This window comes from Lysinibacillus sp. FJAT-14745, assembly GCF_001275675.1.
Taxonomy (GTDB): Bacteria; Bacillota; Bacilli; order Bacillales_A; family Planococcaceae; genus Lysinibacillus.
Window position 1 is genome coordinate 81605 of sequence record NZ_LITM01000017.1, and the last position, 26017, is coordinate 107621.

Annotated in this window: 23 protein-coding genes, 1 pseudogene and 2 riboswitches (1 of these 26 only partly in view); of the genes and pseudogenes, 6 read left to right on the plus strand and 18 right to left on the minus strand. The window is 36.9% G+C overall.

The features are described 5' to 3' along the window. Positions 1-84: 84 nt before the first annotated feature. Both AMS59_RS22465 and AMS59_RS26030 read right to left on the minus strand, forming a co-directional pair. Positions 85-450: pseudogene (locus AMS59_RS22465) on the minus strand (MerR family transcriptional regulator); the annotation flags it as partial. Between the two features lie 17 nt (positions 451-467). Next, the gene (locus AMS59_RS26030; protein ID WP_053485929.1) at positions 468-617 is read right to left on the minus strand and encodes a hypothetical protein; all 150 of its coding nucleotides are present in this window, start codon (positions 615-617) and stop codon (positions 468-470) included. A 152-nt stretch (positions 618-769) separates the two neighbouring features. Between AMS59_RS26030 and AMS59_RS22475 the strand changes: the two genes are divergently transcribed. Next, positions 770-1435, plus strand: a complete 666-nt coding sequence (locus tag AMS59_RS22475; RefSeq protein WP_053485930.1) for a DUF4097 family beta strand repeat-containing protein — start codon at positions 770-772, stop codon at positions 1433-1435. Between the two features lie 260 nt (positions 1436-1695). Here the strand turns inward: AMS59_RS22475 and AMS59_RS22480 are convergent, their stop codons facing one another. Next, the gene (locus tag AMS59_RS22480) at positions 1696-2172 is read right to left on the minus strand and encodes a dihydrofolate reductase (protein WP_053485931.1); all 477 of its coding nucleotides are present in this window, start codon (positions 2170-2172) and stop codon (positions 1696-1698) included. A 172-nt stretch (positions 2173-2344) separates the two neighbouring features. On the opposite strand from AMS59_RS22480, the gene AMS59_RS22485 reads away from it, so the two are divergent. From AMS59_RS22485 to AMS59_RS22500, 3 genes are all read left to right on the plus strand, one after another. Then, positions 2345-3262, plus strand: coding sequence for an alpha/beta hydrolase (locus AMS59_RS22485; RefSeq protein ID WP_053485932.1), 918 nt, complete (start codon positions 2345-2347; stop codon positions 3260-3262). 62 nt (positions 3263-3324) lie between these two features. Continuing rightward, positions 3325-4521, plus strand: a complete 1197-nt coding sequence (locus tag AMS59_RS22490) for a class I SAM-dependent rRNA methyltransferase (RefSeq protein ID WP_053485933.1) — start codon at positions 3325-3327, stop codon at positions 4519-4521. 415 nt (positions 4522-4936) lie between these two features. Further along, positions 4937-5479, plus strand: coding sequence for a GNAT family N-acetyltransferase (locus AMS59_RS22500; RefSeq protein WP_053485935.1), 543 nt, complete (start codon positions 4937-4939; stop codon positions 5477-5479). Between the two features lie 221 nt (positions 5480-5700). Here AMS59_RS22500 and AMS59_RS22505 read toward each other — a convergent pair whose 3' ends face one another. The 11 genes from AMS59_RS22505 to AMS59_RS22555 form a co-directional block, all read right to left on the minus strand. After that, positions 5701-5889 carry a DUF4177 domain-containing protein gene (locus AMS59_RS22505; protein ID WP_053485936.1) on the minus strand — a complete coding sequence of 63 codons (189 nt, stop codon included), beginning with the start codon at positions 5887-5889 and terminating at the stop codon, positions 5701-5703. 163 nt (positions 5890-6052) lie between these two features. After that, positions 6053-7312 (minus strand): DUF4179 domain-containing protein, encoded by a 1260-nt coding sequence (locus tag AMS59_RS22510; RefSeq protein ID WP_053485937.1) that lies wholly within the window; start codon positions 7310-7312, stop codon positions 6053-6055. Then, the gene (locus tag AMS59_RS22515; protein ID WP_053485938.1) at positions 7309-7809 is read right to left on the minus strand and encodes a sigma-70 family RNA polymerase sigma factor; all 501 of its coding nucleotides are present in this window, start codon (positions 7807-7809) and stop codon (positions 7309-7311) included. The genes AMS59_RS22510 and AMS59_RS22515 overlap by 4 nt, the downstream gene beginning before the upstream one ends. Positions 7810-8082: 273 nt before the next feature. Continuing rightward, the gene (locus AMS59_RS22520; protein WP_053485939.1) at positions 8083-10071 is read right to left on the minus strand and encodes a S9 family peptidase; all 1989 of its coding nucleotides are present in this window, start codon (positions 10069-10071) and stop codon (positions 8083-8085) included. 182 nt (positions 10072-10253) lie between these two features. Beyond that, positions 10254-11141: a ribokinase gene (rbsK, locus tag AMS59_RS22525; RefSeq protein ID WP_053485940.1), complete on the minus strand. Its 888-nt coding sequence runs from the start codon at positions 11139-11141 to the stop codon at positions 10254-10256. Positions 11142-11146: 5 nt separating this feature from the next. Then, on the minus strand, positions 11147-11968 hold the full coding sequence (locus tag AMS59_RS22530) for an energy-coupling factor ABC transporter ATP-binding protein (protein WP_053485941.1): 822 nt from the start codon (positions 11966-11968) through the stop codon (positions 11147-11149). Further along, on the minus strand, positions 11961-12827 hold the full coding sequence (locus AMS59_RS22535) for an energy-coupling factor ABC transporter ATP-binding protein (RefSeq protein WP_053485942.1): 867 nt from the start codon (positions 12825-12827) through the stop codon (positions 11961-11963). The genes AMS59_RS22530 and AMS59_RS22535 overlap by 8 nt, the downstream gene beginning before the upstream one ends. Next, positions 12824-13567, minus strand: coding sequence for an energy-coupling factor transporter transmembrane protein EcfT (locus tag AMS59_RS22540; protein WP_234007887.1), 744 nt, complete (start codon positions 13565-13567; stop codon positions 12824-12826). The genes AMS59_RS22535 and AMS59_RS22540 overlap by 4 nt, the downstream gene beginning before the upstream one ends. A gap of 66 nt (positions 13568-13633) precedes the next feature. Then, entirely contained in the window at positions 13634-14233 is a 600-nt protein-coding gene (locus AMS59_RS22545) for an ECF transporter S component (protein WP_053485943.1), read from the minus strand. 22 nt (positions 14234-14255) lie between these two features. Then, positions 14256-15218 (minus strand): nucleoside hydrolase, encoded by a 963-nt coding sequence (locus tag AMS59_RS22550; RefSeq protein WP_053485944.1) that lies wholly within the window; start codon positions 15216-15218, stop codon positions 14256-14258. A gap of 22 nt (positions 15219-15240) precedes the next feature. Next, complete coding sequence (locus AMS59_RS22555) at positions 15241-16269, minus strand: LacI family DNA-binding transcriptional regulator (protein ID WP_053485945.1); 1029 nt, start codon at positions 16267-16269, stop codon at positions 15241-15243. A gap of 585 nt (positions 16270-16854) precedes the next feature. On the opposite strand from AMS59_RS22555, the gene AMS59_RS22560 reads away from it, so the two are divergent. Next, complete coding sequence (locus AMS59_RS22560) at positions 16855-17175, plus strand: hypothetical protein (RefSeq protein WP_053485946.1); 321 nt, start codon at positions 16855-16857, stop codon at positions 17173-17175. A gap of 160 nt (positions 17176-17335) precedes the next feature. On the opposite strand, the gene AMS59_RS22565 is transcribed toward AMS59_RS22560, so the two are convergent. Further along, positions 17336-18043 carry a precorrin-3B methylase gene (locus AMS59_RS22565; RefSeq protein WP_053485947.1) on the minus strand — a complete coding sequence of 236 codons (708 nt, stop codon included), beginning with the start codon at positions 18041-18043 and terminating at the stop codon, positions 17336-17338. A 52-nt stretch (positions 18044-18095) separates the two neighbouring features. Beyond that, the gene (locus tag AMS59_RS22570) at positions 18096-19097 is read right to left on the minus strand and encodes an ABC transporter substrate-binding protein (protein WP_053485948.1); all 1002 of its coding nucleotides are present in this window, start codon (positions 19095-19097) and stop codon (positions 18096-18098) included. Positions 19098-19272: 175 nt separating this feature from the next. After that, a riboswitch (cobalamin riboswitch) is annotated at positions 19273-19459 on the minus strand. A gap of 180 nt (positions 19460-19639) precedes the next feature. On the opposite strand from AMS59_RS22570, the gene AMS59_RS22575 reads away from it, so the two are divergent. Beyond that, entirely contained in the window at positions 19640-21580 is a 1941-nt protein-coding gene (locus tag AMS59_RS22575) for a translation factor GTPase family protein (RefSeq protein ID WP_053485949.1), read from the plus strand. Between the two features lie 512 nt (positions 21581-22092). Here the strand turns inward: AMS59_RS22575 and AMS59_RS22580 are convergent. Then, on the minus strand, positions 22093-23856 hold the full coding sequence (locus AMS59_RS22580; RefSeq protein WP_053485950.1) for a M60 family metallopeptidase: 1764 nt from the start codon (positions 23854-23856) through the stop codon (positions 22093-22095). A 1091-nt stretch (positions 23857-24947) separates the two neighbouring features. Then, positions 24948-25712 carry a hypothetical protein gene (locus AMS59_RS22585; protein ID WP_053485951.1) on the minus strand — a complete coding sequence of 255 codons (765 nt, stop codon included), beginning with the start codon at positions 25710-25712 and terminating at the stop codon, positions 24948-24950. 244 nt (positions 25713-25956) lie between these two features. Next, positions 25957-26017: riboswitch (cobalamin riboswitch) on the minus strand (it continues 89 nt past the right edge of the window).

A 26017-nucleotide genomic window follows, 5' to 3' on the forward strand; every position in this document is an offset into this window, starting at 1 on the left:
ACATGTCTTCGTTTTTACTCTAAAAAGGCGGGAGAATAAATCTGAAATTTCAGTTAAAATTCATGCGACGGTAGTGTTATTATATAAATCCATAATTTTTTTAATCCTAAATTCTTCTCCATCAATTGCTATACCGTTTATTAGCTCCCTTAAACTCATTTCTATCTTTGAAAGACGGTCCTTTTCACTTATCACATAAGATAGTTGTTTCATTAAACTATTGGACCAATCCCACTCTTCGGACTCTAACATCATTTTAATCTCACTTAATTGAAATCCTATCGTTTTTAAGAATTGTATTTGCTGAAGTTTCTTCAACTCAGTGTTTGTGTATAATCGATGACCTCCTTCAGTCTTTGCTACAGGTTTCAGAAGTCCTATTTTGTCATAATATCTCAAGGTTCTAACTGATACACCGCTCAGTTTTTTAAATTCGTTAATATGAAACAAGCTAATACCCTACTTTCTTATTCATTTGTATGATTAAAAAACAAGATTTTTAATACGTAACCAATTCCTAAGCCAATTAGCACCCCTGGAAAAGCATAATCAAAAATTAAACCTACTCCCGCTCCAATAATAACGCAAGCATAAATAATAATATCGTCTTTCTTCATAATAGGATTCTCCTTTTATTAAAGTAAAAGCTCTAATAACAGTATAAAAGATGACGCAACGTCACTTTCAACTAATTTAAGCATCTTACTGCATAAAAGTTGAAACTGACCTTACGTCATTTTATATAATCAGGTTACGAGGAGGGAGGAAAATGATTAAACAAACAACCATAAGTTTATTTTTAGTACTAATTATGCTTGCAGGCTGTTCAACAGGAGAGGAAGAAATAATCGTAAATAAAGAATCCATAGATGATATAGAAGAGATTAAGATAAACTTTGCAAGTACAGATGTTATGTTTTCTCCAAGCGAAACAAATGAACTAGAAGCATTTTTAACGGTTTATGATGACGGACCAGGTGCAATATTAGTGAAATCTTCAAAACAGTTATCGATTGAATTGGATACTGATATTACACGCTTATTTAACCTTAGTAAAAAACCGACTTTAGAAGTTAAAATACCTATGCAATTCAAGGAGAAAATAATTTTGGATGGATCTTCTGGTACTGTTACTGGAAAGGAATTAATTCAAAATGACATTGAAATACGCTCAAGTAGTGGTCATGTTAAACTTCATTTTATAGAATTCAATAATGATGTAAAAATAACAACCACAAGTGGTAAGGTAGCAGTAAATTTTGATGAAAAACAGCCTAATTTAGATTTAGATATCCAAACAAACAGTGGTAGACAATCAATTGACTTAACTCTATACGGCAATTCACAGCCAAAAAAGGGATTGCAGCGATTTTCAGGTAATGGTGATCATAAGATGCAAATTGTAACAAAATCAGGAAATATAGATTTGAATTAATGAAAGATAGGTAAATAAATGGCATAACATATTTAAAGTTAAATATGTTATGCCATTTATTTTCATAGGTCACATTAATATTCAAACGACCCAAAAGTATTATCTGGAATTAATGACTGAAAAAAAGCACCAGCAAGATGCCGATGCTTTGAAATATTGATTATTGAGTTGAACCAAAAAACCTTTGTAAACATTGTTATATCAACAATCCTATTAACGTTTTGAAAATTGATGTGCACACACTCACCGCATAGACCTGATTATTTCCGTTCAAAAATCTGATATTGGAATGTGTAACCCTCTGGTGCTGTTTCTGGCTCCACTGAGGATACTTGTACATAATCCTGCTCATATTTCGGGAAGTATGTATCCCCATTAAACGAATGATTGATTTTTGTAATGTACAAGCGATCTGCGATATCCATGGATAAGCGGAAAATTTGCTCGCCGCCAATAATCATAATTTCTGGAACTTCCCCAGCAAGGGCGAGGGCACCCTCTAAGCTTGTCACCACTTCAATCCCATCCGCCTGATAGTTTTCATCACGCGTAATGACAATATTGCGTCGACCAGGAAGCGGTCTACCGATGGATTCGAATGTTTTACGCCCCATAATCATTGGCTTCCCCATCGTTTTCTCCTTAAAATATTGTAAATCTCCAGGCAAATGCCACGGCATGCCATTTTCATAGCCAATCACATAATTATTATCATGTGCCACAATTAAAGAAATCATATTGTCCCTCCAAATACTATCGTTCAATATATTATAAACATAATTTTACTTTACAATCAGATTATTTCTACTTGGAAATTAAATTATTTTCTTTTTCGATTCTAAATCCTAGTAATTTTATAAGAATAGTTTATAATACAATTAACAAACGTAATTAAAAGGATTGATGAAGATGACAACATTAAGAGATGAAGCGATCCGTTATATTAAAGCAAGTGAATCTTCTATACAGTACTATGATTTAACACCACAAGAAGCGAGAGCCGTTCGCATAGTGCCAAAATGGACGTCACCACATAGCCCACAGCTTGCGGCAATTGACAATAGAAAAATAACAGTTCGAGATGGAGCACAAATTAATGTGCGTATTTATAGACCTGTTTTAAATAAAAAACTTCCTGTCATTGTTTATTATCATGGAGGCGGTTGGGTTTTTGGAAATTGTGACTCTACGGATGCAGGCTGTCAACTATTAGCTGAAAAAGCCCAAGCAATCGTTATATCGGTTGATTATCGCCTAGCACCAGAATATCCATTCCCTACACCACTCTACGATGCTTATGACAGTTTCGCATGGGTTTACGAAAACATCGAAAATTTTGGTGGAGATACCGCAAATCTTACAGTCGCTGGTGATAGCGCAGGCGGAAACTTAGCAACAGTTGTCGCTTACTTAGCTGCGACATTAAATGGACCAGCGATTAAGGCACAGGCACTTATTTATCCTGTAGTCAATGTAGATTTTACAACGACTTCTTACAATGCTTACGGGGAACACTACGGCTTAGACAAACAAGGAATGCAGTGGTTTGCAGGTCATTACACAGATAAAGAAAACTATATGGATCCACTTGTATCCCCACTTCAAATTGACGACTTAAGTGTTTTACCGAAAACGATCATTATAGCTGCAGAGGCAGATGTCCTTTACGATGAAGGTCTTGCCTACGCACAAAAGCTAACGACTGCCGGAGTGACTGTTGAGCATGTAAAAATGACTGGTTTAATCCATAGTTACTTTAGTAAAATGAATTTTTTCGAACAAGCAACGATTGAAACAGCTGAAAAAATTGCTAATTTCGTGAAATAAGTTTGTCTATCAGCATAAAAGAATGCGATAATAGAGCAAAATGTTTTTTAAAGGATGACAACATGACACAAACTATTGCTTTACAAATTAACAATCCCTTTTCTAATCAATTAAAAAAAGGCTATCCGCTCATTTCAAAAGATGCAGTTGATGCACGCCACCTTCCTAAAGAAGAAGGTGCTCTATTAAGACTAACGGATATTCATAACCGTTTTATTGGCACAGGATACTATGGCTTACAAAACAAAGGTATTGGTTGGGTATTAACAAACGATGTTAACGAAACAATAGACAAAGCCTTTTTTATGAAAAAATTTAAAAAGGCCATTCAAAATCGAGAAGCGTTTTTCAACGATTCTCAAACAACAGCCTTTCGAATTTTTAATGGCGAAGGTGATGGTATCGGCGGTTTAACAATCGACTTTTTCGACTCTTACTATATGGTGGGCTGGTATAGCGCTGGCATTTATTCGTTTAAAGAAATGGTATATGAAGCACTAGCAGAGACAGTAGATTACAAAGCCATTTATGAGAAAAAACGTTTCGATACGAAAGGCCAGTATATGGAACAAGACGATTTCGTCATGGGAACACCTGGCGAATTTCCGATTATCGTAACGGAAAATAGTATGAAATACGCTGTCAATTTAAACGATGGAGCCATGACAGGTATTTTCCTCGATCAACGAGAAGTAAGACTTGCCATTCGTGAACGTTATGCAGAAGGTAAAAATATGCTCAATACGTTCTCATATACGGGGGCATTTTCTGTTGCCGCGGCACTTGGAGGAGCAGTAAAAACAACAAGTGTAGATGTTGCAAAGCGTAGTTTAGCCAAAACAATTGAGCAATTTAGCGTTAATAGCATTGACTACGAATCACAGGATATTAAAGTAATGGATGTCTTTAACTATTTTAAATATGCTCAGCGCCACAATTTAAAATTTGACCTTGTCGTATTAGATCCACCTAGCTTTGCACGTACGAAGGAAAGAACGTTCTCAACTGCGAAAGACTACCCTAAATTACTCGTAGATACAATCGCTATTACGGAGAAAAATGGTATCATTGTTGCCTCAACGAACAATGCAAGCTTTGGAATGAAAAAGTTCAAAAGCTTTATTGACCAAGCATTTAAAGAAACTAAAACAGCCTATAAAATTGTTGAAGAATATAGCTTACCAAAAGATTTCCGTGCCCCACGTGAATATCCAGAATTCAATTACTTAAAGGTTGTTTTTATTAAAAAACTTAACTAAATGAGCCGAGACAGAATCACTTCCCAATGATTCTGTCTTTTTGTTTGGGAAAAATATTAAGATAAATCCTTTCATTCCATTGTTAGAATTTTCCGTATGTTATACAATGTAATTTACAAATTATAGGATCATCACCAAAACGTGTGGTTGATTTCCGTTCCGACTGGGCGCTTTGTTGTTGCTGTCGCTCCGCTTTCGCACAGATAAAACAATTGCTGCCGCTTTGCTTTCGCTACAGAAAACATTTGCCGCTGGCGCTTCGCTTTCGCGCAGAGCAGAGCTTCCAGGGGGCGTCGGGCTAACGCGATGTTAATCACGAATGCGTTATCACAGGACGTGATGTTTTTAGCCTTCATTCCCCTACTCGCTAATTTTGGTGATGTAAGTCAAATAATAAACTAAAGGAGAAGATTGAATGGGATATGTTCGAGGAAAGTTAATGATTACTACAGAAAGACTTGTTCTTAGATTATTTCAAACATCCGATGCAGAAACGGTTGCAAAGCTTTGCAATAACTATAATATTTATAAAAGCACCATGTACCTCCCTTATCCATATAGTTTAAATGATGCGTTATCATGGATGGAACATCATTACGAAAATTTCATGGGGGATTTTTCGTACGAATTTGCAATCACAGATAAGGACACTGGTGAATTATACGGAGCGATTGCTTTATCGAATAATAAACATTTTAATCATGGTGAAATAGCCTATTGGATTGGCGAGGAATATTGGGGAAAAGGCTATGCCACGGAGGCAGCACAATCGATTGTACAATTTGCTTTTGAAGAAAAGAAACTGCACAAAGTGTTTGCCCGATATTTTTCAACAAACCCTGCTTCAGGAAAAGTAATGGAGAAGATCGGCATGAAACAAGAAGGAATTTTAAAGGATCATATCATTAAAGATGGTAAACACGAGGATTTGGTGTATTATGGAATAATTAATGAATAGCCCAGTTCTCAAAAAGATGTTTCCGATGATTTAGTTTCTTCACCTTAATTCTTCTTTTGATAAGGCTGTTTTCTAAAAGATTGTTGCTGTTGAAACATAAAAACAGAGTTACTCTACAAAATGTGTAGAAGAATCAACTCTGTTTTTTGGTTTGATATTTCTCAAGCAAACGTTAGTCGAAGAAGAAATGATCCTCATTCACATATTCCTAGAAAAGAAAACTATTGTTCTTCTTCATATTTTTCAAAAACCAAATCATTTGCTTTAATCTGACCATATGACCCACTACTTTTAGGAATAGCAGCAACAAATCTCCAGCCTTCTTTACTATACTTATCGATTAATTCCCTATGACTATCCATTGAAAATAAACCAGCAACCTTTGCTTCTACATACATATATTTATACATTTTTATTCACCTCATATATTATTTTGCAAAATCAATAATGTTAATAAATAGTTATACGAACCTAAAGCGTAAAAGTTTCTAACTGATTCTTCAACTAACCAGCAACAAGTATGAAAAATTAAAAAGATGTTCAAAAAGGAGAGCCTTTTTGAACATCTTTACTTTATTTCAATGGAATATCCAGTTCAATATTTTTTCCTATAGGATTGAAGTAATAGTTTAAATATATTTTTGCTTTGCCATCATAATTTTCAAAGTTCTCCGTTGCATATAGGTACTGCTCATCATCTGAGTAAGAGCCACCTGTAAATTCTAACGGTGTGCCATCTGCTTTTACAGCACTATTTAGAAACGAATGTCGCACTCTATCATCCCATTTCTTTGCAGCAACGGATACACCTTGCTGCAAAGAAATATCCCAATCCAAATATTCGGGCTTCGTGAGTACTTCTTTTGTGCCAAAATCAACTTCGATAAAATCCTCGCCCTTTGGAACGGCATGAACAGCTCCAATTAATATTTTGAGCGAATCTGAATCATGGAAATAGTTACTTTGTAAATTTAGTGTGAATTTGCCGTCGCGAATATTTCGGCTTATATACATGGCATTTTTAACGACCGCTTCTCTTCGCTCCCCATTTTCCGTCTCGACCGCAATATCATCAAGCGCTAAAATTTGCATCGTATTCGCTTCATCTAATTCAATATCGATTGCCGTTCTTAGTGGAGAACGGCGAATTTGTGTAATCGTAAATTTCTGACCACCGACGTCTACAATACGATTCGCAGTAATAATTTTTTCCTTTGCGATTTCGTTTTGTAGTGAAAACGGTATCGTCATTTCAATGTTTCCCTTATCTTTTTCATAAAAACGAAAAACCACTTTAAAATCCTTTGAAGTATAAGCGAAAGGCTCTGGAAAACTATAGTCTACTGAAGAAGAGAAGCGTGTTTGATTTGATTGATGATTTGTAAATGAAGCTCCGCCTTCAATTTTTTTGTCCCCTTGGAACAATTTAACTTCCTCCAAGTATAATTCCGACATATCAAATGTTGCATCGGCGTCATAGTAAAGTACTAATCCAGAATTATCTGCAATCACACCTTGCAATGTAAGTGATAGACCATTTTTAGACTGCGTCGTATTGATTTCTTCATAGTATCCATTGTCCACAATATCTTTTATCCCTTTATCTCTTACAACCGCTAATACAATTTGTTGAAAGCCAGGAATTTTTGCAACATAGCTAGCAATCGTAGGAGAAACACGAATTGAAAATAAAAGGCTTAAGCAAAGCAAAAAGGCTATTGCAACCGGAACAATGCGCTTCTTTGCTCTTTTTTCTCGTTGAACTTTACGAAACATATCCATCCTAACTTGTTGAAGTTTCTCCTTTGGAACGTCAATCGGTAGTTTACTCATAGCCAGTCCTCCTTTTCTCCAGCGAAGTTTCTAAGCTTCTTTAGTATGTGATGAAGCTTAGACTTTACAGTACCCTCCGGAATATGATTTAGCTCGGCAATTTCTTTATTTTTTAGTTGCTGAAAATATTTCATATAGACGAGTTGCTGCTCCGACAAGGATAAATGTTCCAATAACCGCTCCATATCAGAGTAGATGACCCATTCAACTTGGTGGTGTTCTTGAATTGAAATAGTTGGTTGACGTTTTCGTAAATGGTCTTTACAACAATTGATTAAGACGCGCACGAGCCATGTTCTGGCATATTCGTGCTGTTTAACGGTATGCATTTTTTTCAGCGCCTTGTAAACTAGGTCCTGCATGACGTCTAAAGCGTCTTGCTCATTTTTCAGATATGTAAAAGCCATGCGATATAAAATATCTTCATCCATTTCAATAAGTGAAAGTATCGCTTGATGATCCCCACGAATAGCACGCTGCACGATTTCAAATTCCATCCTTTTCGCCTCCTTCCTCCATTAGACGGAGCGATGATTCATTTCGTTCAAAAATTTTGAAATTATTTAGGAAACCATCTGTGGATTCGCCTTTACTCTTTGCGTCAAAGATGTTCCTTTGAAGATATAAGTTTTTAATTCCTTCTTCAACGAACATGCGCCGTTAGTTGAAGAGCAACAATCTTTACGAAAACAGCTTTTGTTAAACAAAGCATGTAAAAATAATAGGTGGCCAAAGATGTATTTTTACTTCTTTGGCCACCTATATTTATTTTATAGATATTCCACAAACCAATCTCTAATATATTCTAGTCTATTGATTCTTAACGTTGGTTTTCCGCTTCTAGAAAGCTCGTGATTGGATTCAGGGAAGCGAACAAATTTAGTTTCTTTTTTACGATGTTTTAAGGCGATAAATAACTGCTCTGCTTGTTCAATCGGACAGCGATAGTCTTTTTCGCTGTGTAAAATTAACAGTGGCGTCTCCACATTGTCTACATATTTAAGTGGCGAATGATTCCATAGCTTCTCTATATCGTCAAGTCCCGCTTGGATTTGCCAGTCATTGAAGTAGTAGCCGATATCACTTACGCCGTAAAAGCTAATCCAGTTAGAAATGCAACGTTGCGTAACAGCAGCTTTAAAGAGATTTGTATGACCGACAATCCAGTTTGTCATGAAGCCCCCATAGCTCCCACCTGTCACCCCGAGACGGTTTTTGTCAATGAAATCATAATGCTCCAATGCATAATCAACAGCGGCCATTAGATCATTATAATCATTGCCGCCATAATCACCACGAACTGCATCAACAAATTTTTGACCGTAGCCATGGCTTCCGCGAGGATTCGTAAAGAGAACCGCATAACCTTGTGCAGCAAGGATTTGGAATTCGTTGAAATAGGAGTTGGCATACATAGCGTGCGGTCCACCGTGGATTTCAAGAATAAGAGGATATTTTTTCCCTTCCTCATAGCCAATAGGCTTCATCATCCAACCGCTTACTTTCCAGCCATCTGCCCCTTCATATTCAATTGCTTCTGGAACAGATAATTCTCTAGACTTTAAAAATTCTTCATTAACTTTCGTAAGCTGTTCCTTTTCACCAGTATTTAAATTGACATAAAATAGATCGCCAGGATTTGTAGTAGTGCTGATCGCGACTATTGCTTTATCATTTTTATGATCAAGTGAAAAACCATAAACATACTGATCATCATGTATAGCCGGATATAATTCTCCAGATAAATTGCCAAAATAAATAGCTGTATTTCCTTGATCTGTCACTTGGAAGTAAAAGCTTTTATTATCATCCAACCATTGGACACGCGGAGCAACGACACCTTGCAGGAAATCACCGACAACAAAATCACCGACAGGCGCGTCAAATTCACTCGTTACACATGTCATATTGTTATTTTCCAAATCATAAATCCATAACTTTGCTTGTGTCGCATTTTCAAATTCTCGTTCACTGCCAACATAAGCTACGTAACGGCTATTCGGAGACCATGAAGTAAGATAGAACATCCCCGTTCCTTCCGTTAACTTGCGACCATGTTTCGTCTCTAAATCCAATAAGTAAATATCACACACAAATGAAAAATCTAGATCCTCTGTTAAGTCAGCAATATAAGAAAGATATTTTCCGTTAGGAGACCATGTACCAAGTTGTAAATTATGTTTTCCTTCCGTCACTAACTCTAATTCTCCAGATGCCAGATTGACGATGGCAATTTGAGCAAATTGTTCCATATCAATAAAACCAGCAGCATCTGACTTATATTTCATCTTTTCTATTTCAAGTGGTTTAAGTTCTTTATCTTCTTTCTTATCATTTTCAGCTTTATCATAAATGCTGTCATCTTTACCTAGCTTTACTGAAAATGCTATATTCTTACCACACGGAGACCAAACAGGCGATGTCGCACCGTTTTTACAATGAGTAAGTTGTTTCGCTTCCCCACCCGCTTTAGAAAGCACAAAAATTTGTGGCTTGCCATGTCTCGTTGATACAAATGCGATTTTACTGCCATCTGGAGACCAAACTGGTGAATTCGTTTTATCTTCTCCAAATGTCCATTGTTGTGGCTTTTTTTCATGCAAGTTTATGTAAAATAAATTAGATACGTAGTCCTTTTTCTTCTCATCAATATGCGTCTCCACATACACAACTTCTGTTCCGTCAGGTGATAGTTGTGGATCTGCCACTGATTTTAATTGCAATAGATCTTCTGGTTGAATCCCTTGTTTCAAAGTCATATTGTTAATCCCCTTTGTGTTGAAATTTCATTACTTAGTAGAATATTTCGACACCCTAAGTATTATTCCTGCTTTTAAGGAGAAATTGTTTTTTTATCCCAGAGAGGATTTTACAATAGCGTGAAGTACATTGAAAATACCGTAGCTGCTTCGCAATAATTACGAAAAGCTACGGACATCTTTTATTTCAAAATTGATTCTGGGATAAGTGGTTGTGCACCCATTTGAGTAACGACAAAAGCGGCAACTTTCGTGGCAAAAACGACCGAACTTCGAAGCGACTTCCCCCTGCATAGTGCTACTGCCAAAGCTCCATTAAATGCATCACCCGCACCAGTTGTATCGATCGTGTCAACACGCAACGCTTGAACCCAGCCACTTTCTTTGTGGTTCATATAAAAAGAACCTCTAGATCCAAGTGTAACGACTACCGTTCCGACCCCTTTATCTAGCAATAACCTACATGCGGAGCGAATATTTTCTTCTGTTGTCACTTCAATCCCCGTCAACTGTGCAAGTTCTGTTTCATTCGGAGTTATAAAAGTAATGTTCTTCAACAAAGAATCTGGTAATCTTTGAAATGGTGCTGGATTAAGGATGACGATTTTTCCATGTTGAGATGCGATTTCCACTGCCTTTTCAACTGCATCAAGCGGTATTTCAAGTTGGAGAAGAAGTGCTTTGCTTGAAGAAATGATAGCAGCTTCCTGTTCAATTTGTTTAGGAGTAACTAAAAAGTTTGCACCAGAAAACAAAACAATCGCATTATCACCGGCATCTGTCACTTGGATCATTGCTTGCCCAGTAGCTCCTTCCTTTCGAATGGAATCAACATAAACCCCTTTATCTTGTAAATTGTTGATCGCTTGTTCCCCGAAATCATCTTTGCCTACTTTTCCAATAAAATGAACATTTGCTCCGAGCTGGCCTGCTGTTACAGCTTGATTAGCACCTTTTCCACCGAAATGAACGCTATAAGTCGCACTGTGAAGTGTTTCCCCACTATTTACGATATAAGGAACACGATACACAAGATCTATATTAATGCTCCCGACTAATGTAATATCCATGCCACTTATCGTCCTCTCATAAAATCTCTTTTCTTTAATACGGATAATAATTGGCCTTTTGTCAAAATACCTTTCTCCAAGCCCAATAAGTTGGCCATTTTAGCAACTGCAGGTGGCTTCAGCATACTTTCTTCTAATATCGCATGATTATAAAAAATTTGTTCTGAAACATCATCTGCAATAATTTTACGATTTGCCATTACAACAATTCGAGAGAAATAATCCGTGACAAATTCCATATCGTGCGTAATCGCAATAACCGTCTTTCCTTTGCCCTCTAATTCATCCAAAAGCTTACTTAATAATTCTAATCCAATTCGATCCTGTCCAGCTGTCGGCTCATCTAAAATAATCACATCGGAATCCATTGCTAAAACGGAAGCAATAGTAACAAATTTACGTACGGAATACGGGAGATTATAAGGATTTTCGTGAGAAACATTCCTAATTCCGCATAATTCCATCGCCCAATCTGTTAGCATTGTTACACGTTCAGGATCAAAGCCCATATTTTTAGGTCCAAACTGTACTTCTAATTCCACATTATTATGGAAAATTTGATCGTCCGGGTTTTGAAATACATAGCCAACCTTTCGAGATACTTGAGCTGTCGTATAATCTTTTGTATGCCAATCCCCAACATATACCTCACCTTCAGTTGGCTTTAGTAGACCGTTCATCAGTTTTACTGCGGTTGTTTTTCCGGCCCCATTTTGTCCAATTATCGCCAGGCGCTTTCCAGCTGGAACTGTAAGTGTCAAATTTTCTAATGCTTTTGTTCCATCGGGATAAGCGAAACTAACGTTTTTCAATTGAAGTTCAGTCATAAGCACCCTCCCCTACACCTGACCAACTTATGCTTTCAGATAATTCCTCATCGCGAATAGGGACATATTTTAATTGAACACCGTTTCTTTGTAAATTTAGAGCGACCTCAGTTACATGAGGGTATTGAATGTTATATTCTCCATAGCGTGGGTCCGCAAAAACTTCTCGCACTGGACCTTGTAAAACAATCTCTCCATTGTTGAGGACGATTAGATTGTCTGCATATTCAGCAATTAAGTCCATCTTATGTTCGACTAGGATAATGGTTTTTCCCTGTTCTTTCATGAGACGAATGATATCAAATACATGCTCCGTTCCAATTGGGTCTAACTGAGATGTTGGCTCGTCAATGACAAGAATATCGGGATTCATGACGATGATTGAAGCAAGTGCAACACGTTGACGTTGACCACCTGATAGCCCCATTGGATGTTTTTCTCGTAAATGCTCGATTTTAATAAGCTTTAATATTTCATTTACTCTATCTATAATTTCATTTTCTTCTACACCTAAATTTTCAAGCCCAAACGCTACTTCGTCAAAGACAGTATCTTTTACTCCTGATACTTGGATGAAAGGATTTTGAAAAACATAGCCAATTTTTTCTCCTAATTGACCTAATTGGTATTCTACTATTTTTTTCTCATCGACAATAACGTCCCCTTCAAGGTCTCCTTTATAAAAATGTGGAATGAATCCTCGTATGATATTACAAAGAGTCGTTTTACCGGAACCGTTATTACCAATAATGGCTGTAAATTTACCCTTTTCAATTGTAAAAGACGCATTTTTGATATTCCAATCCTCACTGACTGGATATCGATAGGAAACATTTTTCATTTCAATGATAGAATTCATCTGAGTATCCTCCATAACACCAATCCTATTAAAATAATAATATAGACGAATGGTAGAATTCGATCAGCTGTACTTTTTGTCAGCTTATGCAAACTTGTCTTCTTTGTTGGTGCAGAAAACGCTCTCGATTCTAAAGTAATTGCTCGTTCTTCAGTACTTGATATAGATGATAAAATAAGAGGAGTTAAGGTTGGGATAAATGCTTTCGCTCTCGTTAACATAGACCCTTCCGTTTCAACCCCACGTGTTTTTTGAGCATCCATAATAGTGTTTGCATGGCGTCGCATTTCAGGAATAATTTGCAATGTTGATAAAACAACATAAGCTCCCATTGGTGGGAGGCCAGCGTCTTCTAACGATTTTACAAAGTCACGAACCTCTGTCAAACGGAAAAATAATATGAAGGCAGAACCCATCGCCAGAATACGAGAAGTAAGCGTTAATCCGTAATTTAAGCCTTCCTCAGTCCACTTGAATATTCCCCATTGTCCCATCACATGATCACCTGGATAGAAAAGGAGCTGCATGAAGAAAATGATGATTAGTAAAAATAACAAAGCCTTCATGACCGTTCCAAAAAATTCTTTCACAATGCCAGCAGCGGTAGCTATAACAAGTAAAATTGGAAAAACTAGAAATGAGAATATAAACCCAGGAATTATAAGAACGGCAGCTGAAACAAGTAATGCAAAGAAGAATTTAGTCATTGGATGCAGCTGTTGAATGCGATTTTTCTGCACGATGAACCCTCCTCAGAAAAAGTAGATCTTTCCGCTCAGGCAGAACTGAAAGAGAGAATGAGACAATTATCGGCCTTCACGTTTCATATATAGAGTCCCGTAATTCATTTTCGATAAATAGCGATCAGACATTTTTCTTACAATAAAGTAAACGATTAGAGCAGACACTACTTTGTCCGCTATTTCAAAGATAAAGGATGAGGCAAATACGGCACTCCAAATTTTTTGTCCTGAAGCAAGGAAGGTAGCTGTAAGAATAGCTCCTGTACCTCCAGTAGCTCCACCAAAAACGAGCACTGTAATCGGAGCAGATACGATAACAGCAATGAATGTAATGACAATTCCGGAAATAATCGTTTTAGGAATATTTTTAAACATTCCTGTTTTAGACAAGTACCCTACTCCTAAACCAATCGCTACCGATGTAATGGCATATGGAAAATACGTAGGATTGAAAATACCATTTATAAGGTTAGTAATTAAGCCAGCAAGTAAAGCAACCCAAGGACCAGCAACGACCCCGATTAAAATGGTTCCAATCGTATCAAGAAAAATAGGGAGCCTTAAAACGTTAGCAATTTGAAAACCGACAATGTTCACTGCTACACCAATTGGAATAAGAAGCATAGACATCATATTAAAGTCATCTTTAAAACTACGTTTCATTTTGGTATCCCACCTTTTTTTATTATTGACCGATTTGACGGCCCATTTTTGCAACCGCTTCCATAAATTGATTGACAAAAGCTTCACGATTGACCGAGTGCAATACTTTTACATTATGAGGTTTTCCTGAACGGTACATATAATCTACGACGGTCGCACCAACAGTATGACGCCCTTCTGTCTCAACCGCTACAAAGCAATCTTCCCCTTCAAAAAGTTCTGGAGTGACAACATAAGACACGGCACAGAGATCATGCAAACGAAACCCATTTTCAAAATCAGTTTCTTGGAAATCATTATTTTTTGCATTTTGTATATAAAAGCGAAGCATTGCACCAATTTTTTGTGATAAATCTGTGCCCATACTTTCAATTTGATTCAACTCTTCCATATTGACATACGCTTTATGAGTAACATCAAGTCCGCTCATGATAATAGGAATTCCTGAACGAAAAACGATATCGGCTGCATGTGGATCAACATATACATTAAATTCTGCAAAAGGACTCATATTGCCGGCTACAGCTGCACCACCCATATACGAAATATAGCTAATTTTTTCTTTTACTTCTGGATGAGCAAGCAACAATGCTCCGATATTTGTAAGTGGACCCGTTGCGATTAAAACGATCGGTTCCTCACTCTTAATTAAAACATCTTTTAAAGCATTAATGGCAGTTCTATCACTTTCAAGTAAATCAGGCTCCGGTAAAATGACTTCTCCTAACCCACTTTCCCCGTGAACATCATCCGCAACCTCCAGTTCACGGAAGAAAGGATGATCCAACCCCCTTGCGATTTCAATATTTTGTTTAATATAGCTTGTGAAAGCTCTAGCATTGTAGACCGTTTTATCTTGCGTTTGATTTCCTGGTTCCGTTGTAATTAACTTTATATCCAGATCCTCTCGGGAAAAGGCTAATAATAGTGCCATTACATCATCAATTCCTGGGTCACAATCAATAATTACTGGTATTTTTCCCATCAAATTCACTCCTTTAGATAATCTATATTTCTGGTTGTTTTATTATGATAAGCGGTGATGTACTACTTCCTCGTATTACCAGAGTCGGATTAAACATAACAGATGTCGTTTCGTTATTTTCAAGTTTTTGTATTAAAAGTTTTACAGCCTCCCGCCCCATTTGATATGTATCCTGACGAATTGTAGTAAGCGTAGGTATTAAAGCGGATACTAACGGGATATCATCAAAACCTACGATGGATAAATCCGTTGGTATATGAATACCAAGCTCGTGAGCCATACGGTAAACACCGAATGCCATTACATCATTAAAGGCAAATATTGCTGTCACTTCTTTTTTCATAAGGAGGTCTTTGGACTTTTGGTACGCCATTTCCATCTGAAAATCCCCTTCAATAATATGTGATGGCAATAGTTCGACATCTGATTCTGAAAGTGCTCTTTTGAAACCTGCTAAACGTTCATTAGTCAAAGATATAGACCTTGGTCCAATCATGCATGCTATCTTTCTATGTCCCAGTTCTACTAAATGTTTTCCTGCTAAATATCCACCTTTATCATTGTCTAAAAAGACACTGGAATGTTTTTTTTCATTCTTTCCCCTATCGACGAGAACGAAAGGAATTTTTGCACGCGATAATTGCTCTTCATCCGATGGCTCCAAATAATCTTTTGCCGAAAAAATTATACCATCGACCTGTTGTTCTTCTAATAGTCGTAAATATCGTTTTTCTTTATCAGATTGATCATCAGAATTACAGATGATTAAACTATATTCTCTTTCATTCGCTTCATCTTCCACCCCTCGACACAATTCAGGGAAATATGGATTAGAAATATTCGGAATAATCAACCCAAATATTTTCGATTGCTTCGTAACTAGACCACGAGCAAATTGGTTAGGCTGGAAATCGACCTCCGCCATTACTTTAAGCACCTTTTCACGTGTCTTTAGGGACATTCCCTCCTCTTTTTCATTCAACACTCGCGAAACAGTGGTAATGGAAACACCAGCTTTTTTCGCAATGTCTTTAATGGTCCATCGTTTCATAATCTTCACCTACTATTACTATAAAATCACACTTTAAGAAAACGTTTTACGAAAACGTTTTCTTAACCACCATATCATGACATAGTTAAATTGTCATTATTTTTTCAGAAAAATCTGAAAATAATCCAACTTTCTATTTCTTCTCCGCGTATAAAATTTTTTCAAAGGCGATCATCGATGAATTGCTTAAAGAATATTCGATGATCCAGAATAAAAATGAAACATAAACCAAGAAACGCTATGCAAATCCATCCCCTAAACGTTCATCTATTACATAGTCGTGAAAACGCTGGATCTACACAACAAAGACCTTCTAAAACTCTCGAAAGAACTCGTTGAACTTTTGGGTCAGTAGTAAATCTAATCCACCTTCAATAAAGAAGGCACTCTTATTAACCTCAACTTTTTTGGAGCAATGGTATATTACATAGGCTATAATTAAAATAGAAAAATCTAATTAAATTTGATTTTATGAGGAGATAGATATATGGATTTAAAAAAGCATTAGAGTTATCTTTTGTCTTTGGCATTATTTATTTCTTTTTCGTAATCTCATTCTTTTTTAGAAAAAGAGGAAAAATAATTTTGTATAGTTTTGTAGCTATTATCCTATTAAGCTATGCAGTATTACTAATCGTTCGTCCACATATACAGGACGCAAAATATAATAAATATACTCATATGGTTGAAGAACATTTAGAAGAAAAATACCCAAATGCATCTTGGAAAATTAGTGTAGACAAAGATTCATTGTCAACAACATCAAATAGATATGAAATACAAGTGAAATTTGATGACGAACCAACAGTGCTTTATGGATATAGAGTAGAAAAAGGTAAAGTCATTCAAGCTTACGTATCTTACGAAAGTAATGCATATCGTGACGGAAAGTACTTAGAAAATTAAGTTCTAGTACTTTACTAAATACCAACCATGTAATTGAAAGAGGCTCATAACTAATTTGTCCTTTATGAAAGACGGATCATTTTTAACTATAAACAGAAAACCCGAACAATTACGAAACACAGAATGAGCGTTTCGTGATATAGTTCGGGTTTTTCATAGGCTAAAATCCTTTTGTCACAGCCTCTTTTATTGAAGTAAAACGAGATGATAATATCTCCCAATAATCGCTAGAATTTGTTCTGCGATAAAATTTATAAAAAGGTTCATTCGGGCGTGCATGTTCCTTATAGAGCTCAATTATTTGCCTTAAAAAGCCTTCAATATGCTCCACTCCTACTCTTTTAGCAAACAGCGTCCCAGCTTGTGCATTCGCTCCCATTGGTACTGCCCCTAAGTAGACATCAAAGCTATCCTTTTGATAAACAAGGCCAATATCATCATACACCGCATTATAACAGGCTGAGGCACATCCATTGACGTTTAAACGTAATCTTGTAGGGACCGTTATTCCTGCCAATGCATGATATAGCTGTTCAGTAATTGGTGCTGCCTCCATCTTATCACCATCACAAAAGTCACAGGCCTTCATCGCTACTATCGGTCCTTGCTTTGCCACATACAGACCAGCGTCTTCTAGCTCTTCAATCGTAGTTGCTACATCTACTGTTGGAATAGATAATAATATACTGTAAGAGGCTGAGTATTTAATAGCACCTGTCTCTCCTACAACGTTAGCTATTGTTTGAAATTGTGCAGGAGTATAATGTTTATTAATAATGCCGGGACTTACGGCAAGACGAGTAAAATCCCCATTATTGTTTAGCTTTTCAAAGGTTTTGTCCGGTATATTCGTATGGAATGCGTTCATAAATACTTCTCCTTATGAAAAAGAGGGTAGCAAAACGCTAGCCCAGATTTTTTTAGTTTTTAAAGCTTTCAGGATAGAAGCCTTTTGCTAATACTTGAATGGCTTCTGCAGCACGAACTCCTTCTGACGCAGCAGAAAGCGGTAAAATCACAAAGCGTTCATTTTTTACTGCTTCTGTTTCTTTTAAGGCTGGATCATTTTTTAAGAAATTAATTTTTTCTTCCGCCGTTTTTTCTCCGTAATCGACAACAACAATAACTTCTGGATTTCGTTCTACTACATTCTCTTTTGATACCGTAGTCCATCCTGATTCTACATCACCAAAAATATTTTTACCGCCAGCCATGCTAACAAGTTCATTCATAAAGTTCTGTGCCGCAGTAAAGACATCTTTATCACCACTATCAAATACTAAAACGCGCAGTTCTTTCTTATCTTGCGGTAATTTTGCACGTACTGCATCTACATCCTTTGTCATTTTCTCAATTAAAGCTTCTCCACGATCCTCAACGCGGAAAATTTTCGCGATATTTCGGATATCTGTGAAAATATCGTCTAAAGTTGGTTTCGTCATATTTGAGGCAGTATGTAAATAAGTGTGAATCCCCAATGCCTCAAGCTCTTTAGGTGTACCAACACCTTTCTCTCCAAAGGCACTTTTCCAACCACCGTATAAAAAGTCTGCCCCAGCATCAATAACCTGCTCCTTTGTAGGATACTTTTCAGCTAACACAGGCACTTTATCGTAGGCAGCTTGCAAGGGCTCATAAATTTTATCATCTAAATATGCAGTACCTACCATGGAATCTTCTAAACCTAAAGCAAACATAATTTCTGTTACGTGTTGATTTAAGCTAATCGCCTTTTTAGGTGCTTCCTTATATACTTGTGTTGTTCCATTATTTTCAATTGTTACTTCTGTCGTTTCAGCTTGTGAAGGCTCAACCTTCTCACCTTTTGCTGCAGATTCTGGTTTGTCCTTTGCGTTACACGCGCCTAGTACAGCGATCAATGCTATTGCAAAGACAAGCCATAAGTGTTTCCATTTCTTCATGTCCTCTTCTCCTTTGATGTTTAAATATATAGTAAGAAATCATTAAACTTCTTTGCTACTAAGTAAGTTTGTTTAGAAGGCAAAAAGGGCATAAAAAAATCCCCTTGTTTCCAAGAGGTTAGCATAGCGAAAGAAAGGTGCTTCAATCTGTTCACTATCTCCATCCTCGTGGTTTAAGTAAAAAATATATATTGGCAGGTATCCTGGCTTAGGTTCATCATCTATACGCCTTCCCATAGCATGGCTACAGTGGCATCTCGTATAGACTCCCCATTTACAGTTGCGGGACAGCATCGGATTTGCACCGATTTCCCTTTTAAGCAAATGACAAAATCATTTGCACCAATACGTCGTTCTTATTTTATTGTAAATGATATCAAAAGATTAGCAAATTCACAATCTCCGAAAATATCAAAAAATTATAATCATAAATATATTAACACTATTCAAACATAAATACTAACTATTTTTATACGAAATATTTTTCATTCCAATTCTGTTACAATAATGTTGATATGAATTAATAGAAACGAGGATTTTTTATGCATGTAACAATTGGAGTACTTGCTCACGTTGATGCTGGAAAAACAACATTTTCTGAGCAGTTACTATTTCATACGAACAGTATTCAAGCACGTGGTCGAGTAGATCACCAGGACACATTTCTAGATAATCATGAGCTTGAGCGTCAGCGAGGCATTACGATATTTGCAGAGCAAGGTCGCATGACGCTTGGAGATGATACATATACGTTAATCGATACACCTGGGCACGTCGATTTCTCACCTGAGATGGAGCGTGCAATTCGAGTTATGGATTATGCCATCATTATTGTAAGTGCGGTTGAAGGCGTACAAGGTCATACTGAAACAGTGTGGCAACTTTTACGCCAATATCACGTCCCAACCTTCTTCTTTATCAACAAAATTGACCGTGAAGGAGCGGATGTTGAAGCCGTTATGGCACAGCTTCAAAAGGATTGCTCTAAGGATGTACTATTCGTAGATGAACCGCTCCGTTCTGACTACGTGTCACCTCATATGATGGAGTGGCTTGCAGAACGTGATGAGCAGCTTCTCGATGCTTTTCTTAATGAGACATTGGATAGCTCTAGCTGCCTTACTCATTTACAAACGATGGTTAAACAGGAAAAGGCCTTTCTATGTTTTTCTGGCTCTGCTTTGAAAGATATTGGGATAAAGGAATTCCTAGCACAGCTTCCCCTACTTACAGAGACACATTTTCATAACGATGCCCCATTCCAAGGTAAGGTGTATAAAATTCGTCATGATGGTCATCAACGCTTAACTTTTTTAAAGGCATTGCAAGGAACATTACATGTGCGTGATGAATTTTCCTTTGGAGATGTAACAGAAAAAGTGACTGAGATTCGACTATACAATGGCAGCCGTCATGAAACAGTTCAAGAGGTCAAAGCTGGGGAGATTTTCGCAGTTAAAGGGATTAGTCAAGCAAACATCGGAGATATCATTGGTAATTTAAGTAACCCGCAGCCCTATGAATTAGTACCGACATTACAGGCAAAAGTACAATATGAAGGCGATCAGCATATAAAGGAAGTATTAAAAATTTTCCGCACACTTGAAGCAGAAGAACCATCATTACGTGTACTATGGCATGAAAAATTTCAAGAAATTCATGTACATATTATGGGTGTCATTCAACTCGAGGTTCTTATCGATGTGCTTAATAAACGCTTCTCGCTAGACATTTCATTTAGCGAACCACAGATTTTATATATGGAAACGATCGCCACAACGGTGACAGGCTATGGTCATTTTGAGCCCTTAAAGCATTATGCAGAAGTACATTTATTGATGGAGTCAAATTCACGCGGTGCTGGCAATACATTTGTCAATGCATGTCATACGGATGACTTATCGGTTGGGCATCAACGACTCATTGAAAAACATTTATTCGAGCGCGATCATCATGGGCTGCTAACAGGATTCCCTGTGACAGATGTTCGCTTCACTCTTTTAACGGGACGCGCACATATTAAACATACTGATGGTGGCGACTTCCGTGAGGCAACATTCCGAGCATTACGGCAAGGGCTAGAGCAAGCAGAAAATGTACTACTAGAGCCGTATTACCGCTTTAAGCTAAAAGCACCTAGTGATTTCATCGGCCGCATGATGACCGATATTCAACAAGCTGCAGGTACATTCGACGCCCCAATATTAACTGAACATGATGCGATTTTAACTGGTCGAGCCCCCGTCGCAACATTTATGAGCTACAGTACAACCTTTGCTGCCTACACCAATGGTAAGGGCGCACTTTCTCTACAATTCGATGGCTATGATGTATGTCACAATACGGAAGACATCATTGCACAAATTGGCTACGTTAAAAACGCCGACCCCGAATATACATCCTCTAGTATTTTTTGTGCAAAAGGAAAGGGCTACTCCGTTCCATGGCATGAAGCGCAAGCCGCGATGCATTGTATTGACTAAATTTATAAAACAGGACATGATTTTGATTTGTACGATCAAAATCATGTCCTGTTTTTTATTTTTCGTGGGGATTTACTGTGCTATCGCGGGTATTTGTTCTCCTTTCGCGGGTATTTGCCCTCCTTTCGCGGGTATTCGTCCTCCTTTCGCGGGTATTCTGAAAAAAGTGTCAGGATTTTAGATATATATTTTTTTGAAAATACAAAGCTTCTTGATTCATTTTTTTATTTTCTGATTGATTCAATCCACAGCTCACTTTGAAGCATTTTAAACAAACGTAGTATGATCGAAATGTACTTTTGTTCATTTTTAAAATCGATATCAGACTTAATACACGTTTTTAAAAGTAAAAAGAAGGGATACCAATAAAATATCAAGACCGCGAAATAGATGATTAAAATGAAACATGTACGCAAATCGAACTGATAAAGAGATAGTTGGAGAGATGAAAAAACGTTATCCTCTTCTATAATTCTATAGAGAGGATAACGTCTTTTTCGTTTTGAGATAAATTAATTTCCTAAAATATCTATTTCTGCGGCTGAGGCATATCCGTTCATTCCATTTAACACCTCTAATTTCACATATTTAGCAGATACGGGATTAAATGTTGCGAATTGTTGTTTCGTGCTATTTTCCCATGTTCCAGAAGTTGCTTTTTGATAATTCACACCATCTGTACTTGTGTAAATGTTGTAGTTTAGAATACGACCATTTGCAGGTCCATTTTGCCTTGGAAGATATGCGAGTTGTGTAATCGTATGAGTATCGCCAAGGTCAATCGTTAAATTAAATGGGAATTGGTTTTGTTCGCTCCATTTACTATGCCAAATTGTATAGGGATTCCCATCAATTGCATTAGTTGCAGGCTCAGGCCCTGATTCTTCACTACTTGCAATTACTTTCATGTTTTCTTTAGGTAATGTGTTTAACGGAACACGTTTAGAATCAGTTGCTTCCCAAATAGGCGCAGTTAATGTTGGATAGTGCAAATTCTCTATTTTTTGTCTAGTTTCTTGTGAGGCTTTTAATGCCCATTGATCGAAAAATGGAAGTAAATTTTGTTTCGCTACTTTGGATGTGTTATAAATAAATGCTTGTATTTTATCTTCATCCGTTTTTGGAAGTTGATCTTCTGGTAATTCACGGTATAGTTTGTGAAGATTTGGATAAAAATCTTCACCATATGCTAATTGAAGTTGCCAAATCATCACAAGTTTTACAAACAAGTCGTCAATATTTTTGTAATCTTTATCTGTTTGTTTTAAGTATTGAAAGGCTCTTTCATAATCCCCTTCTTTTTCTAAACGTGTTGGTTGATTCGGGAATAATTGCTTTTGTGCAGCTAAAGAATACAAGTTAACTGTAACTTCAGTCATTCCTCTCAAATCATTCCAGATCCATGGGTATTGCTGCCTTGCGTGTCCTGCTTCATGCATTTGTCCCCAGCCAAACTCATTTACATTTAAAGCACTTTTTATTGCTTCACCGGCAGTAGTAAATACGGCTCCATCAAGGGAGGCATACATTCCCCAATCTAGTTTGTTAGGGTTTTCTCCAAAAGCCCAAATGCGATGAGTTGGTCGATGTATGGGATTTGGGTCTGTTTCAGACAACCCTGATATCTTATCTTGCGCTCGAATCATTTCATCATATTTTTCTAATAACGGAATAGGATTTTGATCTACGATATATTTTTTAGCACTATCATATGTAACAGTAAGTACCGCTTTCTCTGATTTCAATTGGACGGCATGTGCATTTGGATACTTGTCCATCATCGCAACCCAATCTGCTTTCGTATGCTTCCCTAATTCAAAGAATGGAATAGGGCTCCCGCCATGTGTTACTTTCACGCGAATTGTTCCTGTATCGTGATAGTTATCAAACCCTAATAAACCACCATTTGGAGAGGAAATGGTATTAATACCAGGAGAAAGCTCCATCTCTTTTCCCCATTCTTTATCATATTGATGCGTCCCAATAATCACTCTAATCTTTTCTGTTCCCGATACTTCAATTGTAACTTGTTCATTTGGTTTGACATAGATTCCAGTTGGAGTATATGTTTTTTGCTGTCCTCTTCTTTCTCTTTGTGCTTCATCCCAATAACTCCCTGTACCTGGAAGATCAAATTCTCTTTGTTCATATTGAGGTATGGTTTGTGTAGCAGCTGTTTCAGCATGAGCAACTATATTATTTGTCATGATAGGAGCAAATAATGTAGTTGTTAAAATAGCAGACGTTGCTAATACTTTTAGTGGTTTATGTAACATATGGAGCCTCCCTTTTTCTGTACGAATTATTTCTTACATTATAAAAATTGTATATTTATTATTTTAAGATAATAAATTCAAATAGAGTTTTTCTCTCTGTACCATCTCCCTCAAGCAAACACCGAGTCAAAATAAAAAGAGTTACTTTCGATACCCCCTATAAAATACCATTTATTCAAACATTTCATTTCGCAATAAAGCAATATAATCTTGCTCCTCCGAAGACCTTAAGTAAATCCGGTTATAGTGACTATAAGTCTCCAGTAATGCTATATTAACCATTTCGACTGGATCTTTTCGTTCCTTCCCCCCCTTTGTCATGTATTGACGTCGCTGAAGCAAAAAGAATTGCAGTGTTAAAACAGTCTCTTCTCTTTGTGTAGAAGGTAAGAGGCTGTTTTATCATTTATAAACTCTAACACTACTGACAAAACCTAACAATAATCATTCGAGCTCAAAAATCTGGCTTTATTTGGGCAGAAAAATTATTCTTATATAAGAATAAAGGAGTAGCCCAAAAAAGCTACCCTCTTATTTTTATATTTTTCAGGCGCTTTGTCCTAGAAATCATGTATGGATATTTATAAAGTCATTTAATTCCCCTCAAATAAAACTAGAGCTTAATACAATATACTTAGTGGAACGCTGTTTTAAAGGTGTTTAAATACAGAGCAATCAAATCAATATTGTTCAAAAATAGATAATAAAAAATGTTTACTTACGATTTCTGAATCTTATAGGATAGGTACGCCTTTGACGTTATCTCCGGCTTTTCCCCACTTTACACCGTACGTGCGAGTTTCTCAGCCTACGTACTGTTTACGGAAACATTTCTCCACTTGCTCGAAAGGCAGCGATCCGTTCTTGCCACATCGCTTGTCGTTCTGATAGTGTCATGAAAAAACCTCCTAAAGAATGAATGTACTGTGATTATCACATAGCACAGACTTCATTAGAAGGTGTGTTGTATTTGGCGCTTACTTTGTTCTGCTTCCGCGGGTATTCCACTTCCTTCCGCGGGTATTCTGCCTTCGCGCGGGTATTCGACTTCCTTCGCGCGGGTATTTCCCTTCATCCCGCGCGAATTTAATTCACAAAGCTTGTACTATTTTCTGTGCTTGTTTAAAAATGTGATATGAAGGTGCCACTACAATGTGGCTATGGGAATTAGAAAAATCAATTAAAACCTTGCCAGGTCGGCTCCTCAAAAGTTGTAAATTATCAATTAATTCGAGCAGTAGTTCATGACCGTTACCACGTGGGTGCCAGTTTAAATGATAATCATTAAGTTCCTTCACAGCTCCTAAAAATTGATGATACTCTCGCTCTACAAAATTAATCAGTTGTTTGTCTTTATGAGCTACCTGTGATAAATCCTCTAAATATGTTTCATAAAAGCGCATTACGATCGAGCACAATAAATCATTGACCCGAGCAGCACTTAATATTGGCTTTGGCGCTTGGGAAAGTCGCTCTAAATTTGGTTTTGCACGAGTCGAATCAATGCGTGTAATTAAATGATAATGCTCACCATTCACCTCATACACAATTGGATTTGTTGGCATATACATCATAAAACTATTTGTTTTTGTTTTAAGCTGATCTGTAATATCCGCCTTTGCAAAAAGGTGGCCATTAATATTTTCATTTTGAATCCAAATAATATCTTTGCTATATAAAATTTGCTCAAATAATCGTTCATTACTAAGAAGATTGCTAGCTATTAATTGATCAACAAGTGATTCTATTACCATTCTTGTTGTAGCTTTCTTAGTAACTTCATTGCGTGGCTGCTTACAAATTTTCGTATCTAAATATTGTGTTTCCTGTGCTGTATATACATGAATATTCGTCATACTGCATCCTCTTTTCGTACATATTTTCAAAACGGAAGTCATCAGTAAAAAAAGGATTTCCTCTTAACGCGAGGAAATCCTTCATTCTATCTTTTTCATTCATCATATACTGTCAAACAATGCCCAAATATGAAAGAATTAGCTCGATAGCCAATACCTTTTTTTATTTTGGGCGTTTGACGTACAGTGACGAACATAGCATTCTGTTTTGTCAACATGCCACCTCCTATTCCTCGTAGGGTTATGGTGTGTACTCATAATAGGCAGGTATCCTGACTTATGATCATCGCTACTTTTCTCCTTCC

Excerpts from the sequence above, each read along its gene's own strand:
- AMS59_RS22480 (WP_053485931.1), bottom strand. The coding sequence starts at position 2,172 with ATGATTTCTTTAATTGTGGCACATGATAATAATTATGTGATTGGCTAT.
- AMS59_RS22500 (WP_053485935.1), top strand. The coding sequence starts at position 4,937 with ATGGGATATGTTCGAGGAAAGTTAATGATTACTACAGAAAGACTTGTT.
- AMS59_RS22535 (WP_053485942.1), bottom strand. The coding sequence starts at position 12,827 with ATGAATTCTATCATTGAAATGAAAAATGTTTCCTATCGATATCCAGTC.
- AMS59_RS22515 (WP_053485938.1), bottom strand. The coding sequence starts at position 7,809 with ATGGAATTTGAAATCGTGCAGCGTGCTATTCGTGGGGATCATCAAGCG.
- AMS59_RS22475 (WP_053485930.1), top strand. The coding sequence starts at position 770 with ATGATTAAACAAACAACCATAAGTTTATTTTTAGTACTAATTATGCTT.
- rbsK (WP_053485940.1), bottom strand. The coding sequence starts at position 11,141 with ATGGATATTACATTAGTCGGGAGCATTAATATAGATCTTGTGTATCGT.
- AMS59_RS22530 (WP_053485941.1), bottom strand. The coding sequence starts at position 11,968 with ATGACTGAACTTCAATTGAAAAACGTTAGTTTCGCTTATCCCGATGGA.
- AMS59_RS22510 (WP_053485937.1), bottom strand. The coding sequence starts at position 7,312 with ATGAGTAAACTACCGATTGACGTTCCAAAGGAGAAACTTCAACAAGTT.
- AMS59_RS22585 (WP_053485951.1), bottom strand. The coding sequence starts at position 25,712 with ATGACGAATATTCATGTATATACAGCACAGGAAACACAATATTTAGAT.
- AMS59_RS22565 (WP_053485947.1), bottom strand. The coding sequence starts at position 18,043 with ATGAACGCATTCCATACGAATATACCGGACAAAACCTTTGAAAAGCTA.
- AMS59_RS22555 (WP_053485945.1), bottom strand. The coding sequence starts at position 16,269 with ATGAAACGATGGACCATTAAAGACATTGCGAAAAAAGCTGGTGTTTCC.
- AMS59_RS22550 (WP_053485944.1), bottom strand. The coding sequence starts at position 15,218 with ATGGGAAAAATACCAGTAATTATTGATTGTGACCCAGGAATTGATGAT.
- AMS59_RS22580 (WP_053485950.1), bottom strand. The coding sequence starts at position 23,856 with ATGTTACATAAACCACTAAAAGTATTAGCAACGTCTGCTATTTTAACA.
- AMS59_RS22545 (WP_053485943.1), bottom strand. The coding sequence starts at position 14,233 with ATGAAACGTAGTTTTAAAGATGACTTTAATATGATGTCTATGCTTCTT.
- AMS59_RS22570 (WP_053485948.1), bottom strand. The coding sequence starts at position 19,097 with ATGAAGAAATGGAAACACTTATGGCTTGTCTTTGCAATAGCATTGATC.
- AMS59_RS22575 (WP_053485949.1), top strand. The coding sequence starts at position 19,640 with ATGCATGTAACAATTGGAGTACTTGCTCACGTTGATGCTGGAAAAACA.
- AMS59_RS22505 (WP_053485936.1), bottom strand. The coding sequence starts at position 5,889 with ATGTATAAATATATGTATGTAGAAGCAAAGGTTGCTGGTTTATTTTCA.
- AMS59_RS26030 (WP_053485929.1), bottom strand. The coding sequence starts at position 617 with ATGAAGAAAGACGATATTATTATTTATGCTTGCGTTATTATTGGAGCG.
- AMS59_RS22520 (WP_053485939.1), bottom strand. The coding sequence starts at position 10,071 with ATGACTTTGAAACAAGGGATTCAACCAGAAGATCTATTGCAATTAAAA.
- AMS59_RS22490 (WP_053485933.1), top strand. The coding sequence starts at position 3,325 with ATGACACAAACTATTGCTTTACAAATTAACAATCCCTTTTCTAATCAA.
- AMS59_RS22485 (WP_053485932.1), top strand. The coding sequence starts at position 2,345 with ATGACAACATTAAGAGATGAAGCGATCCGTTATATTAAAGCAAGTGAA.